The sequence below is a fragment of the Mesoflavibacter zeaxanthinifaciens subsp. sabulilitoris genome (assembly GCF_014191595.1).
In the GTDB taxonomy this organism is placed as follows: domain Bacteria; phylum Bacteroidota; class Bacteroidia; order Flavobacteriales; family Flavobacteriaceae; genus Mesoflavibacter; species Mesoflavibacter zeaxanthinifaciens.
In genome coordinates this window covers 328,994-346,201 of sequence record NZ_JACHWV010000005.1, presented here as the reverse complement: position 1 = coordinate 346,201, position 17,208 = coordinate 328,994, and the positions used below count along the sequence as shown (strand labels likewise).

The following is a 17,208-nucleotide window of genomic DNA, read 5'->3' as shown; positions in this document are numbered from 1 at the left end:
AAATCTAAGCTGTTCTCGCCTGATATTATATTATCATTTTGGTCATACCATACAATACTTACCTCGTTAGATGTGTAATTATCCGGTATCGCTGTAACTGTTATAGGTGTTGTAGCGTTTGGACATACCTCGTATACTACATCTGTGTCAAAACTTGTTTCTGGTTGAATACCAAAGAATAAGTCAAATGTAGTTGTTTCAAAACAACCATCTGCATTTTCAACTCTTACGTAAATTGTCGTAGCGCTTGATGCATAATTGGTAATGTTTGTTATTGCATTTGTACTTGTATCTGCATCTGTTTGGTCTAAATAGTAACTAAAAGTTAACCCTTCTTGACCATTTGCTAACAAGGTTTCGTTTACTGTTAAGTCATAATCTGCTATACCGTCGTCATTATTATCACATCCTAATATGTCTTCAGGTGTTCCTAATACAGGTTTTGGAGCTAAATCAATATTAAAAGTTTCAACTTTATAACATCCAGTAATATCATTAGTTAATCTAACAAAAATCACTGCTGGTCCAGAAGTATAACTTGTAGGGTTTGTAATAATATTAGTTTGATCTATTGCATCTTGTTCTGACTCATAATAATCAACAGTAATATCTGTTTGAGTACCTAAAATAATAGATTCGTTTTCAGTTAAATCAAAGGTTGTTATTCCTGTGTTGTCAGTATCACAAGCTGTAATAATTGGAATGTCACCTACTTCTACTTCAGGGTTAGGGAAAAATTCAACTACAATATCATCAGAATAGAAACACGCAGCACTAACACCAGCAAAAGTGATATCAACTTGGTAAACTCCGCCTTCTGTTACTGTTAAAGATGTTCCGTTTTCTCCTGGTATTGGTTCAGTTATTCCGTTATCAACAGTATACCAAGTAATTGTAGCGTTAGTTGGTGGAGCAATACCTAAATCTAAAACTACATTATCACCCTCGCAAGAAGCAGTACCATTACTTATTAAAATGTCATTACCTAAATCTATTGTACCAATATCAAAACTACTTGCTTCTAAGAATACTGCAGAATCATAAGCAGTATCACCATCATCAGCAATTACTAATTTAATATGATAAGGATTATTAGGGATAACTGTAGAAGATGCTGTTAAAGGAACAGTTCTTCCTCTAAAGTCAATCGGACTTGCAATCGGGTTAGAGCCTACTCCAGGATAATCAAAAACATCAGAATAAAAATCGAAAAGAGCAGGATTAGATGATGCACAACCACCATTATACGCGTTATCTCTAATAGTTAATACAGAGACTGGTGTAGTTGTACCAGGTACTACAGCTAAATTAGTAGTTACTCCAGTAGTTAAATCGGTTAATAAGAAAACAAATGCATCAGAAAAACTACATTGGAAAGATCCATATTCTTCTGAAGCGAAGATAAAGTTAAATGACATTTGATCAATTAAAGGAGTAAAATCAAATTCTAATACAGATGCATTATTTGTAGTACCTTCATTAATAACAGCCTCTAAATCTGCATCTCCTGGCCATCCAAATCCGCCGCCACTTTGAGTTCCTGTTTCAGGACCAGGTACATCATTTACATTTCCTGTACTTAAAACTATTCCGCTTTGGAAAGGGAATGAAGATCCATTTCCATCAAAATATCCTATACCATTATCTGTTCCAAAATCAGCACCAGAAGACCAAGTAACATTATTTACAATTGCACAAGGTGAATTGACTAAAACGTCTGTAACTAATTCAGGTACTGTGTATTGAGTGTCATTTGTTGTTATTGGTGGAGGAATTGTAAATACACATAAATCAAAACTCACATCTTGAAAAGCGACATCACTATCTGTATAAATTCTTATGTAATAAGTGGTGCCTACAGTTAATCCATTAGCAATACTAGAGTTGCCTGTTTCGCAATATAGATTAGTAAGGTTATTACAATCTGTACCTTCAAATAATCCATGGTTTAAGTTTGTAGTATCTCCAACGATGTTAGTGATATCAATACCATGATCTGTAGCTGTAGCTGTAAACTGGAACCAAACATCATCATTTGCTGTACCTGGACAAGTGTTAACTTGTGAAGATGTTGTAGCTCCGTAAAGCGAAGCGCTTGTTATATTTGTACAATTTTCGTCAGGGTTAGGTGTTACAACTATTGCATTTGAACACTCGTCATTTGCAGGTGGACAAACAGGTACATTTAATGTTGAACTTGTTACAACACAATTATTATCATCCGTATTTGCAACAGTTACAATAACATCAGTATCTAAAGGATAAGGACCAACTTGAGTTGTACCTGTACCAGAAACCACAATAGGAGTACTACCTTGGTTGTCTGTTATTGTTAGAGAGTTAGAATCTCCTGCATCTGTCACGTTAACATCAACAAAAAACTGATTATTACCATTTGAACAATCTGTAATTGTTGTAAAGTCTACTGTTTGATAAATACAAGTAGCACAACTTACCGTTACATCAATAGATATATAACCTTGTGATCCACAATCGAAAATCCCATCAGACTGTACCTGAAATGAAATTGAAGAACCAGTAGATTGATACTGGATACCACTTAAATCGCCTCCATTACCATAAGGTGTAGCTGCATTTAAATCTGTTGTTCCGTCAGAGTCTAAAACTACTAGTTCGTCCCAGTTCTGTTCTACTTGTCCAGCATTAAACGTTATGTTTAATGGTGTTGTACCATCTGCACTTGTAAATGTGAATACATTAGTATCATTACTTTCATAACAATAAGTTAGTGTTTGTGGTCCACCATTAACACAATCTAATACAAAATTGGTTTGTACTGGTGTTGTGAAAAAAATTGGTCCAGCCCAAACACTAGTGTCTGCTCCACAGATTGCTTGTACATATACTTCATAATCTGTTTGAGGTGTTAGTGCTGATTCTGAAACTGTTGTTGTTCCAACTGTTGTTCCTGAAGTTGGTGTTCCTGTTCCTGCTGGTTGTACTACATAGTTCCATTGTGTTTCTGGTCCACTTGGTGTCCAAGAAATATCTGCTGAAGTTGCTGTTATATTTGAAGCTATTAAGTTTGTTGGTGCAATACAGAACGTTCCACAAGTTTCTACTTGTATTTGGTCAATAGCGATATCACCTTCAAATCCTGTTCCTGCGCCTCCGTAGCTAAATTCTACATAAATTACTTGTCCTAAATAAGCATCTAAGTTTATACCTATTGGTACCCATGCTTCTGTAGCGTCTGTTTGGTAGTCTCCTATCCAAGTATATTCTGTTGTGAATGGACCTGTTGGAGATGTAGACACACCTACATTTAAAGTTCCTATATCATCACCAAATGCATGCATATAAAATGATAACTCTGCACCATCTACTGCTGGTGTTAAATCTATTGCTGGTGAAATAGCTGAGGCTATATCTGAAGCACTACCAGATGCTTCATATTCTAAGTGCGCTCCTGCATTACCATCCCATGTTACGTTTGGTCCCGTTCCAAATGAATTTCCGTTTTCTGTTGTAATACGCCAATTTCCGTTAGAACCATCAAAACCTGTTCCTGTCCATCCTGCTGGTGCTGTTCCTGAAGTTGCTCCAAAAGTTTCTGTAAATACAAAAGTAGATCCTCCTGAAGAACATGTTACGCCTACTGGTGGCGGTGGTGGTGTATTTAATGTTGTAAAGTTTATTGGTCCTGCCCAAACACTTGTACCGTTACCACAATCTGCTAATACATATGCTTCATAAGCAGTACTCGAGTTTAATAATGTTGCAGTATATGGGTTTGTTGTTACAGCTGTTCCTGCTCCTGTTGGTACGCCTGTTCCTGCTGGTTGAACAACTACTTCCCAAGCTGTTTCTCCATTGTTAGCTGTCCAAGAAATATCTGCTATAGTATCTGTAACATTTGCTACTGCTAATCCTGTTGGAGCTACACAAAAGTTACCACAAGTTTCTACTCTTACTTGGTCTATAGCCATATCGCCTTCCCAAGTCTCTCCTGTTCCTACATAACTAAATTCTATATAAATAACTTGACCTAAGTAAGCATCTAAGTTTATACCTATTGGTACCCATGCTTCTGAAGCAGAGGTTTGATAATCTCCTATCCAAGTATATTCTGTTGTAAATGGTCCTGTTGCAGACGTAGATACACCCACGTTTAAAGTTCCTATGTTTGAACCAAACGCATGCATATAAAAGGATAACTCTGCACCGTCTACTGCAGTTGATAAATCAATTGCTGGTGTAATTGCTGAAGCTACATTAGTAGTATTACCTGAAGCTTCATATTCTAAATGTGTTCCTGCGTTACCATCCCATGTAACATCTGGACCAGTTCCTGAAGAGTTTGCACTTACACCTGTAATATCCCAGTTACCATTACTATCTGCAAAAGTTGTTCCTGTCCATCCTGATGGTACATAGTTTGTATCATTTCCAAAATCTTCTGTAAAGATAAATGTTGATGTTCCACTAGAACATGTTACACCTACTGGTGCTGGTGGTGGTGTGTTAAACGTTGTGAAGTTTACTGGTCCTACCCAGTTACTAAACCCATCGGTATCACAATCAGCTCTTACATAAACTTCATAAGCTGTACTTGGTGTTAAACCACTTGCTGGATAAGGGTTGTTAGTCGATGTTGTTGTACCATCTGTTGTTGGCTCTCCTGTTCCTGCTGGTTGTACCCAGATTTGCCATTCAGTCTCTGATCCGCCTGCTAACCATGTTATATCTGCAGTGGTATCTCCTGTTGTGACAGCAGTTATACCTGTTACGTCTGCACATGCTGGTGGCATTTGAGAATATAGTGTTGGAGAACTAAAACACATTCCCCATCCCCAAATTCCTCCATCATCATAAAAGAGACGATATTTGAAACCAGATAACTGTGTTGCTGTAAAACCAGCTATGTTTAATTGGTCTGTAGTATAAGCTTCAGATGTTCCTGCACAAAAATCATTTGTTGGAGGTGTAGCTGTATCTGCTTGAATTGGTGATCCCCATGGATTCCATGTTCCTGCATCTGCATCCCAATATTCAACTCCGATAGCATCAGAACTTATCCAGTTGAAAACATAATCTGTGTCAACAAATAGCCAAGTTTCGCCTGCACTAAATGCTGCTGATAAATCAATTACTGGTGATTCTGCTTGTATGGCATCTGTGCTACCGCTACCTGCATCATCATCATCAAATGCAAAGTTTGCTGTTGTTGTAGGATCTGCTTCAAAAGCTGTAGGATCTGTATTGTAGCTTCCAGTTACAGTCCAATTGGTATTGGGCCAGTTTGCTGGCTGATTAATTACCTGAGCTTGTACAATTATACTAAATAATAGTAAAATTAGGAGAGTAGTTTTTTTCATAGGTATGAAATGATTGTGTTAGTTTAATTTATATGATAAACATCCCAAAATTTCATTTGGAATCTTAAAGGTATATTTTTTTATGAGACTATCTAAATTCAGATAGATATAATGCTTTTTTTTTCGTTGAAATGTTGGTGTTTTGTTAAAAACAGTGTTTAATTTTCTATATTTTTTCTATTTTATTGAGAAATTTCTATGGTTTTTTTGATTTCGTTGCCGAATTCGTCGGTGACTGTAATTGTATATTTACCTTCTTTTGGTCGTATAGACATGTTGTGGATTGTAGTTGTTTCACCTAAAAAAATATGGTCTAAATACCAGTATAATTTAGTGTTTGGTTTAGAGTGTGTAACTTTTAAAATCAGATCGTTAGTTTTTTCATTGAAATCTTTAGGTAGAAAAATCTTTTTGATATCTTTAGGATAGATAAATTCCATTGTTTCTTTTTTAGAATTAATGCAATCCTCTCTAAAAGCGGGTAAGGGTTTGTAAAATGGATGTTTGTCTTTATAGTAGTAAGCCATTAAAGGAGGTAAAATAAACCAAGATGTGTTTTTAATTTCGTTTATATTTTCGCAAGAAGAATTTACTTGGAAACTCTCAGTTTTATCTAAATGTATTAATTTATGATAGGGACAAGCTTTAGTTTTTAAGCCACTTTTTTGTATATATTTTTCATCTACATTATTACAATTTACAGACGCTCTGTAACCACTAGTTAAGCATATCTTTACCTTTTCCATTTCATCAAAAGGTTTTTGAAACCATTGACTATTAGGTAATAAATCAAACACATCAAAAAGTATTGGTGCAGCTGTTTGTACACCAACTAAGCCAGGTCTTCCTTCTCCATCTGCATTACCAACCCAAACACCAACTACATAATCTTTTGTAGTACCTATAGCCCATGCGTCTCTAAAGCCATAGCTAGTCCCTGTTTTCCAAGCAATTTGTTTAGAATTATCAAAAAATTCCCAATTATCATCGCCTTCAGGTCTATTTACTTCTTTTAAACTTTCATAAGTTAAGTAAATGGAAGCGGCGTCAAAAAGTGTTTTTTCGTTGGATTTTTTACCAAAATCTATTTTTTCGTCTTCGTAGAAAGTAGGCTCACAAAATTCGTTACTAAAATATTCGCTTGATGTTTCATTAAAATGATTAATAGTTGAAGAAAACGCTGCATAACTTTTACATAAATCCCAAAGGTTACTTTCTGCTCCGCCAAGCACTAAAGATAACCCGTAGTGGTTAGCATTAAATCTAATATCTTTAAGATGAAGATTTTTTAAATAGTAATGAAATCTGTCCAAGCCAAAATCTTTCAACATTATAACAGCAGGAACATTTAAAGATCTTGATAAAGCTTGTTTTGCAGGTACAGCACCATCAAACTCTTTATTGAAATTTTCTGGTGAATAATCGCCAAATTGTGTTGGTACATCTGCAACTAAAGTATTTGGTAAAATATCACCAGCGTCTAGCATTGCAGCATATAAAAATGGCTTTAAAATACTACCTGTGCTACGTGGTTTGTTAATAATATCTACACTATTTTGATGATTTTTATCGGTTGGAGCATTACCTACATATGTTAAAACTTTTCTGGTTTTTACATCCAAAATTAGTACCGAAATATTATAAATTTCGTTTTGTTTTAACGTGTTATAATGGTTAAAAACAATAGTGTTAGTTTGCTGTTGAAGTCTCTTGTTAACACTAGTTTTAATTCGTTGCCCTTTGTTGTTTTTTGCAATGGTTTGCAGTAAATGTGGCGCAATTTGTGGTAAAGGATAGGGTTTTTGTGGTAATCCTTCGGAGATTGATAGTCTGTAAGTTAGGCTATCAATAGTTTGATTATCTAAAAGTTTTTTTAGTAATCTATTACGTTTCTTTAATAGTTGTAATTGATTTTTACCAGGATATATCAAACTTGGTGCATTTGGTAAGACTGCTAATGTTGCACTTTCTGCCCAAGATAAATCTTCAGAATTTCTATTAAAATATCGCCACGATGCTGCATCTAAACCAACAACATTTCCGCCAAAAGGCGCATGACTGGCGTATAGTGCTAAAATTTCATCTTTTTTATGCCTAAATTCAAGTCGCGTTGCTAAGATAATTTCTTTAAATTTTTCCCAATAAGTTCGCTGTTTTCCTTTTCGCGATAAGCGTATAACTTGTTGTGTAATGGTACTTCCGCCTCGTTTAATTTCACCAGAATTGATATTTTCTTTTAAAGCTTTAAAAATTGAAATTGGATTAAAACCAGGATGATTGTAAAAGTATTCATCTTCAAAAGCTATGATACAAGTTTTAAATTTATCAGGAACTGAATCATTTTCAGGAAAGCGCCACTGCCCATCGTCTGCAATTATAGCTCCTAATAACTCATTTTTATTACTTGTAATAACCGTTGCAGTTGGGTCTTTAAAAAGGTGTTTGGGTAAGCAAAAATAGTAAGCCACAAGTATTAAAAACAATACGATTGTTTTCTTTTTATTGTTTTTAAAGTAGGCTAACAGTCTTTGCATTAAAAAGTTATAGTTTGTAACAAAGTTTTAAAAAGTGAATTTAAGCATTTAACATTAAAAATGACTAATTAATATTTATCTTTAAAACGTGAAAAACGATAAGTTACTTCTTAAAATAATTATAATTTTTATTGTTCTATTTTCTTTTGAAGATGGATACGCTCAGTTAGGTTTTTGTAACGGAAATTCTGGAGATCCAATCTTCACAGAAACCTTTGGGACAGGTACAACACAAACACCTTTGCCAGCAGGTACAACAACTTATACCTTTTCTTCTGCAACACCAAATGATGGGTTTTATACAGTTTCAAGTTCAACCGCGTTTTTTGATTGGCACGATGTACCAGATCATACAGAAGGTGATACTAATGGAAAATGCTTAATTGTAAATGCAGATTTTACTGCGGGCGAATTTTACAGAACAACGATTATAGGACTTTGCGAGAATACATCTTATGAGTTTTCGGCATTTTTAATAAACCTTTCAAGAAGTACGGGTTGTGGAGGAAATAACATCCCAATAAACGTAAGGTTTGAAATTTGGGACGATACCGATACTACTCTTCTTGCAAGTGGTGACACAGGAGAAATTGATGCACAAGCCACACCAAATTGGGAGCAGTATGGATTAGTTTTTCAAACATTACCAGCGCAAACCGAAGTGATTTTAAAAATGAGAAATAATGGCGCAGGTGGTTGTGGTAACGACCTTGCAATTGATGATATAGTTTTTAAATCATGTGGAGATAATGTAACCATAGAAGATACAAGTAATGAAAGTGATGTTTTTATTTGCGAAACACAAACGCCTTATAATTTAAACTTACAAGCTAATCCTGACGGCACAATTTTTAATACATATGCATATCAATGGGAAACCTCTACAGATGGTATAAATTGGACAGAAATTGTAGGTGAAACCAATCAAAATTTAAACATCAATGTTAACACAACATCTTTATATCGCGTTAAAGTAGCCGAAGATGCTATAAACCTAGCTAATGCTTTGTGTAATGTGATTTCGGATGAGTTTTCTATCACGATAGTACCAACACCATCAGCACCTGTTAGTAACGGAGATATCACAATTTGCGAAAACGAGAATCAACCTTTAGAAGTTACTGTACCAACAGATATAACAGTAAATTGGTACGATGCTGTTTCTGGAGGAAATTTACTTGAAGAAAATAATACGAGCTTTTCACCTGAAAATGAAGGTGTTTATTATGCTGAAGCCATTTCGATAAACGGAAATTGTATTTCAAACACAAGAACAGCAGTAACACTTACTTTTTCCCAATCGCCACAAGTTTTTGATGAAGCAGTCTTTTTCTGTCAAGATGAAAGTGTTGAAATAAGTGCAAACATCAATAACATGAGTTACATTTGGAATACAGGTGAAACAACCGAAAGTATTACAGTTTCAACCGAAGGTGTTTATACGGTAGATGTTACAAATCTTGATGGTTGTACTGTGGCAAAAACAATTGAAGTTACACAATTAGATGCGCCGATAATTGCTGAAGTTTACACAGAAAATAACGACTTAATAATTACTACCGAAAATGTAGGTGATTTCTCTTATTCTGTCGACGGAATTGATTATCAAAACTCTCCAGTTTTTGAAAACCTTGAAGGAGGAAGATATACCGTTTACGTTAGAGAAAATAGTGATTGCGGCATAGATACTCAAACTTTTATTCATTTTATAGTACCAAAATTTTTCACGCCAAATAATGATACTTACCATGATACTTGGCGATTAAAAGGCATAGAATTTTATGCGTCTTCTGAAGTGCAAATTTTTGACCGTTACGGTAAATTACTTTTTTATAGAAAGAACAAACCAATCTCTTGGGATGGAATGTTTAGGGAACAACCATTACCAACTTCAGATTATTGGTACGTTATTAATATTAATGGACAACGTCGCGTTGGACATTTTACATTGAAGCGATAAAATAATTTAATCTAAACTATCTAAAAAGGCTTTTAGTTCGTCAATTTTTTGAGAACCGATTAACAACTTTTTTCCGTTTTTAAGCTCTAAAGCTAAACCCATTTTTCCTTTAATGTTGTAAACGGTTCCGTAATTGGTCCAGAATCTAATTCCCCAACCGCCAACAAAGCCATAGTTTACAATTTGTGCTTTTTCAACTTCAGACCATTTTACAGCTCTTTTGGTTAACGGGAAGAAGTGTATTTTAATGTCTTGTTGCGTGATTTCGGTTCGTAATTGTATCATCCAGAAAAAAGCAATTAAAGCAAAAATAAATACAGAAAACACAATAAGTCCTTCATCAGACATAGGTTTGTCTCCCATAGGTTCTCCTAAATAAAGTTGTTTGTAAATACCAACAACAGGTAAAACACCAATACTAAGTAAGATTAGCCAAAGCCACCATTGTGTAAATTTTTGTTTTTCTGTGAATTGTTTTTTCATGGTTTAATAATATAAAAAGATTTTCGCTTTCGCGGGAATTTGTTATTTCTCAACTTCAATCCATTGTCCTTTATTTCTAACAAAAAACTCGTTATCATACATAGCTTCTGCTTGTATTCCTGGTAAATAATAAGAGCCTAAGTAAGATGCATTAAGCATAACATTAAAGGTTTTGGTTTCTTTTTGTTTTAAATCAAAATAGAAATTTACACGGTCGTCTCTAATATCTGTAAATCGGGCTTGACTTGTTGTATTATCTCCAAAATCAGTAAAACGTGTGTTTACAATTTCCCAACCTGAAGGGAAAATTTGGGTTAATGCTACATCATTAACGCTATAGTTTTTATCATTAGTAACTTGTACTGTTGCTACAAAATCTTCACCTTGTTTAAGTTTCGAGATGTCTATTTTATCACCTTTTAAGTTTTTAAAGACTACGTTTGCAGTTAATCCTCTTTGCTCGGTTAACTCTTCGCCTAAAGGTAATTTACCAGAAGTTAATACGCGCACGTAAACTAAATTATCATAGTTGTTTTTAATGCTAATTTGGTTAGCGCCATCTTTGATTTTTAGATCACGTTGCGCTAAAGCATTGGTACTATTTACAGTTTCAGATTTACCATTAATGCTGTAGTTAATTTTTATACCCTTTCCGCCATTAGCAATAACCATTTTGCCCATTGCTAGTAAGCTGTATGCTGTGGTTTGTGTACTCATCCAACGTTGACTAGACAATTCTTTAGCAATAGTTTCGGCTAAATCTTTAAGGCGTTTGTCTTTAGTAATAACCATAGTTTCTAGCGCCATAGCACGATTTCTGTCTACAGATCCATAAGTGTAATAATTATGTTTTACAGGTTGAAACTCGATATTTGCAGTTTTAGCAACTGTGTTACTAGCTTCGGTTTGACCTGCTAAAGCATAAGCTGCTGCAAGACGCCATTTGGCTTCGTTAGATAATTCTGAAAATTCGCGTAAGCGATTCATTGCTGCTAAATCAGGACTATCAGCCAATGCTAATGTGTACAATCTGTAAGCTTGTGCTAAATCTGAGTTGTAGTTGCTGTAACTAGGTCTCCAGTTTTGCGCTGCTTCTTTTTGGTATTTTATCCAATTACTTTTAAACGTTAATGGTAATACAAAACCTTTCTTTTCGGCTTCAATCATAAAATGTCCAGCGTAACTTGTTCCCCAATCGTTAGCGTTATTTTCTCCAATCCAATAACTCATACCGCCATTTGGTCTTTGGAAGTGACCAAGACGCTTGATTCCGTTTTTAATATTATCCTGAATTTTTAATTGTTGATCTTGAGGTAAATCAAAAATATCTGTCAAAAATAATTGCGGGAATACGCTAGATGTTGTCTGCTCTACGCAACCATGAGGATATCTAATTAAATATTCTAAACGACGTGTAAAGTCCATTGGAGGTAATGTAGAAAACTCAACCGTTGCGCTATTTGTACCTGTAACACCAAAGGTTGAAAAATCTATAGTTTTACTCTCGTTTGCGGTTAAAGATTCGTTGTAACTTTTAGTAGATATTGGATTAACATTTTCAACATCAATTTCAACTTTGTAAGTTGAAGTTTCGCCATTTCCAGATGCTACAACTTCAATTGTATTGATACCTTTTGCTTTGCTAACGTCCAGTTCAAAATATTCCATTTTTTCATCTGGTTTTTCAAAACTTAAAGATTTTGAAGACTCGCCAACTACTGAAATTCCGTTGCTTAATTTTAATTTAAGCGATACGTTTTTCACCTTAGGTTCCATAGCAAAAACCGTTACCGGAAGTGTTACTTTTTCGCCAGGACTTAACTTACGTGGTAACGATGCTAATACCATTAAAGGTTGTTTAACTTGTACCGATTTTTCGGCATTACCGTAAGCTTCATTTTCTACATGACTAGCCACAACCATAGTTCTTACTGCACCAATATAATTTGGCATTTTTATGGTGTGCGATTTGCGATCTCCAGCCTCTAGTTTAAATGGACCTAAAAAGGTAACAACAGGTTTAAAACGGTTAGCCTTTTTATTTTTTCCTGCTGCTGCATTACCATCTCCACCAATTGCAAACACTTGATCAATACTACCGCTGTAAGCGCCAATAACATCATCAAATATATCCCAAGTTTTTACCCCTAAAGCCTCACGTGCATAAAATGCATCCCAAGCATTTGGTGTTTTAAAACGGGTTAAGTCTAGTAAACCTTCTTCTACAACAGCAAGTGTATACGTCATTGGTTTGTTGTTTTTTTCTGAAACAAATACCGTGTAATCTTCTTTTGGTTTTAAGACACTTGCCATTTTAATTTCTGGATGTAAAATGGTATTTGGATCTTCTACCATTAATGGAATTACACCGTATAAACGCAACGGTAAATCGTTAGCAGTAGAGGCATGTGGTTGCAGTAACGATATATTTACAAATACGTTTGGCGCCATTTGTTTGGTAATAGGAATATCTACTGTTGTTTCTCCAGTTTCGGTTTTAACCCATTTGTGTTCTATAACTTCAGAGCCATTTTCTATGCTAATTAACGCACGACCAGAAGTGCCAGACGGGAAAGTGATTTTTGCAGTTTCGCCAACATTGTAATTTTCTTTATCTGCTGAAAACACAAGCATACTTGCAGCTTCTTTGTCGTTTGATGGTTGACGTTTCCACCAATTTTTATAGAAATATGCGGTTTGACCTGTAGAATGTCCAGAAACAGGATCTTTAATTGTGATGTAATAACGACCACCTTCTTCATCAGGAACATTGATGTTAAAAGACGTTTTACCTTTGGAATTGGTGTTTAATTTGCTTTCTAAAAATGGTTTGTAAAACGAACTTGAGGTGTATTTTGATAGATTATCTTCAGAAGAATTCCACCACCAACGCCATTCAATTTTATAAACTTTTACTTCTAAACCATTACGTTGTATAGCATTACCTTGATCATCTACAACGACTAAATCGAAGTTGTTATTAGCATCCGTTTCATAAGAACCGTAACGTTTTGGTTCTGGTGATTTTAAACCAACAAACGAGTTGTAAGGTGCGTAAGGCATTGTGAATGCATCCATAGAGAAATCGCCACCATTTTCAAAAGCTCTGACTAAAAATTGTGCGTTTAACATACCTGGTGCGCCTTTACCAATAGATAAATTTTTGGTAATGTTGGCTAAACCATCGGCATCTAAATTGCCTTCAAAAATGGTTATTTCTTCGGTATTGAAAGATTTTGCAGGATCTCTAAATTTGTAATCTGGATAGTTTTTAAATCCTGAATAGGAATTAGAAAACTTTGCTTTTACCTCTGCTTTTAATTTTTTTGCTGGTGCGCCATGTAACCAGTTAACGGCTAATTTTCCTTTTAAATTAGAATTGCTTTTTAGGATTTCGTCTTCAAAATCTATCTTAATTTTTAGACGGTTTGGTTTAACGGTTTCAACTTTTAACCCTTTATAAAAACTAGCACCACCAACGGTTATTTTTGCATTCCAATTACCAGTTTTGTCTTCGGTAGCTGTAGGAACAGTAAAAGTGTAAACATTGTTTAATCCGTTGCTTTTTACTTCTTTAAAAGCTAATTTTCCGTTAGGATCTGTAATTTCAAGTTTTACAGGATGACCTTTAGGTAGTTTGTTTGCAACATCATTAAGCATAAATGATAAATGAATGGTGTCACCAGGTCGCCAAACACCACGTTCTCCATAGATGTAACCTTTTAAACCACGTTGCAGCGTTGTGCCCGAAACATCAAATTTACTTAAAGATAAAGAGTTACCGTCGTTAAGTTTTACATAAGTAGTGTTGTAGCCTTTTGTTACGGTTGCAAAAGCAGCGTGCTTATTAGCGCTTATAGTTGCAAAACCATTACTGTTAGTGGTTGAGCTAACTATCTTTTGTTGTTGAAAATTATATAATGCTATAGTTGCTCCTGCTTCTGGATTAGTATTTAAGATATTACTTACTGCAAATAAATAGTTGTTATTAGCTCCTTTTTTAACAATAGTACCAAGGTTAGAGCTAATTAAATTTTGAGCAATAACACGGTTAGAATTATAGTACGATTCGTGGCAAGGATTGTTGCGTTCTCTCCAGTTGTAGTTATCGTTGCGATAGCTATAGGTTAGATTATCCCAATACTCTTCTTCTTTAAGGTCTTCGTCTTCGGTGTTGGTTTGGTTATAATTATCGTTGTAATAATCGTCATAATAGTAATCGTCTTCATAGTAATAATCTTCATCATCATCATTACTAGAAGCGGTAGCATTACAGTCGTAAAGTGAATAGGCTTTTTTAAAGTCAATTTCAACTCTATAAATAGCGCCAGGATCTGCTTTTATGTATTTTGAAAGATCCACGCTGTAGGTTTTCCATTTTCCGTCGTTATCTAAAGGGTTTTCAATTAGGTTAATGGTATGTTTTGCAATGCGTCTTCCTACGCGTCTAATGGCTCTACTATTGTTGCTATATAGTTCATTATCTTGAAGAAATTGAAGTACGTTATCTTCAAAAATTTTAATAACTCTAAGATCTACAGCTTTTAAATTTACTGCTTTAAAATTGAATTTTAATTCTTTAGAATTTGGCATAAACACACCGCTATTTACCAGTTTTACTTGTGGTTTTATATCTTCAAAAGCAATAGTTTGACTGTAAGGTGTTTTTAATTTGTATCCATATGTGTTTTTTATACCTTGAAATACATCAATTTTTAAATTACCTGACATTTTGGATTGCGGATACACTTTAAGCACATTACCATCTACAATAAATTTTGGGTTTTTAGCATTTTGAATAGTTACTAAACCATCAAAATTTTGTTGTTTTTTTATTGGGTCTGAAAAATTAATAGATAAAAATTGCTCTGGTAATTGAAACACTTCTACACCAACAATTTTAAAGTTGTTAATACCAGGAATAGTTACTTTGTTCTCTCCAGAATTGTCTGCATTTATTGGTTTTCCGTTCCATTTTACTAAGATATCTGCATCATCAATTTTTCTTGTAATACTATCAATTTTAAATTCAAAATATTTTGAAGGAAGCAGTTTTTCATCCCAAACAATATTTAATTTTTTTCCATCTTGACTGGCTTCAACCAGTAGCTTTGCTTTATCAATAGTAGTGATATCTGCTAATTTTAACGCGCCATTTAAATACTGTAATTCTTTAGTGTAAGATTGTAGGTTATTAGTTTCAATAATAAAATTTGGTGTAATGGTTTTAAAACTAAAATCGTAAGTGTCAAAACCATCTGGTAAATCGTTATAAAGATTTTTTAGTTTTACAGAAACGGTATATTCTGTATCTGGCGATAAGTTTTCGTCAGGAATAAAAGTAAACGCGTGGTCATTTACAACTTTAAGTTGTCCTTCTACAAAAGGTTTAATTTTAAAAAGACTTTTGTCTAATTCTTTATCAGCTTCCCAACCGGCTACAGTTTTTGCAAGACTAACATTAATATGATCTGCAACAGATACTCTACCAGCAGTTGTGTAACTAATATAGTCTCTATATTTAAAAAGATTGTCTGTTTTAGGTGTTTTTTCTTTACATGAAAATATTATGAAAAAAACTAATAAAATGGTGTAGAAAGATTTTAACTGCATTGATTAATAGGTTTGTAGATGAATGTTTATCAAGAGAAATAGTGTTAAATAAATTACGTTAACATTTTATGATTTAGTTTGTATGAGATGTTAAAAAAAAGATAAATTATTGATTGTAAATACCAACATAAACTTCTCCTTTGTCATTAACAGAAGCTCTATACATGCCAGCAGTGTTAAAGTCCATAACAATGTTTCCGTATTTATCAATAGCAATAATACCACCGTTTCCACCAAGATCAGGTACCTTTTTTTGAATTACTTCTTTTGCAGCATCTTTTAGGCTTAAACCTTTATATTCTACTAATGCAGATATATCATGAGCAACTGTTGCACGAATAAAAAACTCTCCCCATCCAGTTCCAGAAACAGCGCAAGTAGTATTGTTTGCATAAGTACCAGCTCCAATTATTGGTACATCACCAACCCGACCAAATCTTTTATTAGTCATTCCTCCAGTAGATGTGCCAGCAGCTAAATTTCCGTTTTTATCAAGAGCTACACAGCCAACGGTTCCAAATTTTGAATTTTTTATTTCAGCGTCATAAAAAGCTATTTGCTTTTCTTTATTAGTTTCTTTCTCTTTAATTCTTTTTAAACTTTTAAGTCGTTTTTCTGTTTTAAAGTAATTAGGGTCTACAATTTCAAGTTGTTGTTCTTTTGCATACTTTTCTGCGCCTTGACCTGTCATCATTACATGTGGAGAAACATCCATGATTTGTCTAGCTAAATTAATAGGATTTTTAACGTTTGTAATAGCAGCACATGCACCAGCATTTAAGGTTTTTCCATCCATAATTGAAGCATCAAGCTCAATAGTTTCTTCATTTGTAAAAACAGCACCTTTACCTGCGTTAAATAAAGGAGAATCCTCTAGTATATTTATTGTTTTTTGTACAGCATCAAGACTGCTGCCTCCTTCTTTTAAAATGTTGTAACCAACCATTACGGCTTCTTCTAATTTTGCTTTGTAGGCTGCTTCATTTTGTTTAGTCATATTCTTTTTTAAAATAGTGCCTGCGCCACCATGAATAACTATTGCAAACTCATTTACTTGAGTATTGATAGTTTTGCTAACTATGTCTGATTCTACATTTTTTGATTTTTCTGTAGAATTGCAGCTTAGGTTTAATAGAAATAAAAGCGATAGAATAGATTTTAGTAAAGTCTTCATTAGATAAAAATTATAGCATTAAAATTAGCAATTTTTAAACGGTTTTTATGCTAAATAACCAATGAAATATTAGTATATTCGCTAAAAATTAAATAATTCGTAAAA

The 17,208-nt window shown here is 34.1% G+C and carries 6 protein-coding genes; 1 reads left to right on the top strand and 5 read right to left on the bottom strand.

All coding sequences use genetic code 11. The annotated features are described in order from the left end of the window. Together FHS04_RS09685 and pbpC are read right to left on the bottom strand one after the other, a co-directional pair. On the bottom strand, positions 1 to 5,339 hold a 5,339-nt coding region (locus tag FHS04_RS09685), incomplete at its 3' end, for a choice-of-anchor L domain-containing protein (protein WP_183408374.1). A gap of 182 nt (positions 5,340 to 5,521) precedes the next feature. Further along, entirely contained in the window at positions 5,522 to 7,873 is a 2,352-nt protein-coding gene (gene pbpC, locus FHS04_RS09680) for a penicillin-binding protein 1C (protein ID WP_106677055.1), read from the bottom strand. A gap of 88 nt (positions 7,874 to 7,961) precedes the next feature. Here pbpC and FHS04_RS09675 point away from each other — a divergent pair, with 88 nt between their 5' ends. Further along, positions 7,962 to 9,833 (top strand): T9SS type B sorting domain-containing protein, encoded by a 1,872-nt coding sequence (locus tag FHS04_RS09675; RefSeq protein WP_106677057.1) that lies wholly within the window; start codon positions 7,962 to 7,964, stop codon positions 9,831 to 9,833. A gap of 6 nt (positions 9,834 to 9,839) precedes the next feature. Here the strand turns inward: FHS04_RS09675 and FHS04_RS09670 are convergent, their stop codons facing one another. The 3 genes from FHS04_RS09670 to FHS04_RS09660 form a co-directional block, all read right to left on the bottom strand. Continuing rightward, positions 9,840 to 10,316: a hypothetical protein gene (locus FHS04_RS09670; RefSeq protein ID WP_106677060.1), complete on the bottom strand. Its 477-nt coding sequence runs from the start codon at positions 10,314 to 10,316 to the stop codon at positions 9,840 to 9,842. 42 nt (positions 10,317 to 10,358) lie between these two features. Next, the gene (locus FHS04_RS09665) at positions 10,359 to 15,929 is read right to left on the bottom strand and encodes an alpha-2-macroglobulin family protein (RefSeq protein WP_106677062.1); all 5,571 of its coding nucleotides are present in this window, start codon (positions 15,927 to 15,929) and stop codon (positions 10,359 to 10,361) included. A gap of 106 nt (positions 15,930 to 16,035) precedes the next feature. After that, the gene (locus FHS04_RS09660; protein ID WP_106677064.1) at positions 16,036 to 17,103 is read right to left on the bottom strand and encodes an isoaspartyl peptidase/L-asparaginase family protein; all 1,068 of its coding nucleotides are present in this window, start codon (positions 17,101 to 17,103) and stop codon (positions 16,036 to 16,038) included. Positions 17,104 to 17,208: the final 105 nt, after the last annotated feature.

What these genes read in the sequence shown, in the direction of transcription:
- FHS04_RS09665 (WP_106677062.1), bottom strand. Translation starts at nt 15,929, where the DNA reads ATGCAGTTAAAATCTTTCTACACCATTTTATTAGTTTTTTTCATAATA.
- pbpC (WP_106677055.1), bottom strand. Translation starts at nt 7,873, where the DNA reads ATGCAAAGACTGTTAGCCTACTTTAAAAACAATAAAAAGAAAACAATC.
- FHS04_RS09660 (WP_106677064.1), bottom strand. Translation starts at nt 17,103, where the DNA reads ATGAAGACTTTACTAAAATCTATTCTATCGCTTTTATTTCTATTAAAC.
- FHS04_RS09670 (WP_106677060.1), bottom strand. Translation starts at nt 10,316, where the DNA reads ATGAAAAAACAATTCACAGAAAAACAAAAATTTACACAATGGTGGCTT.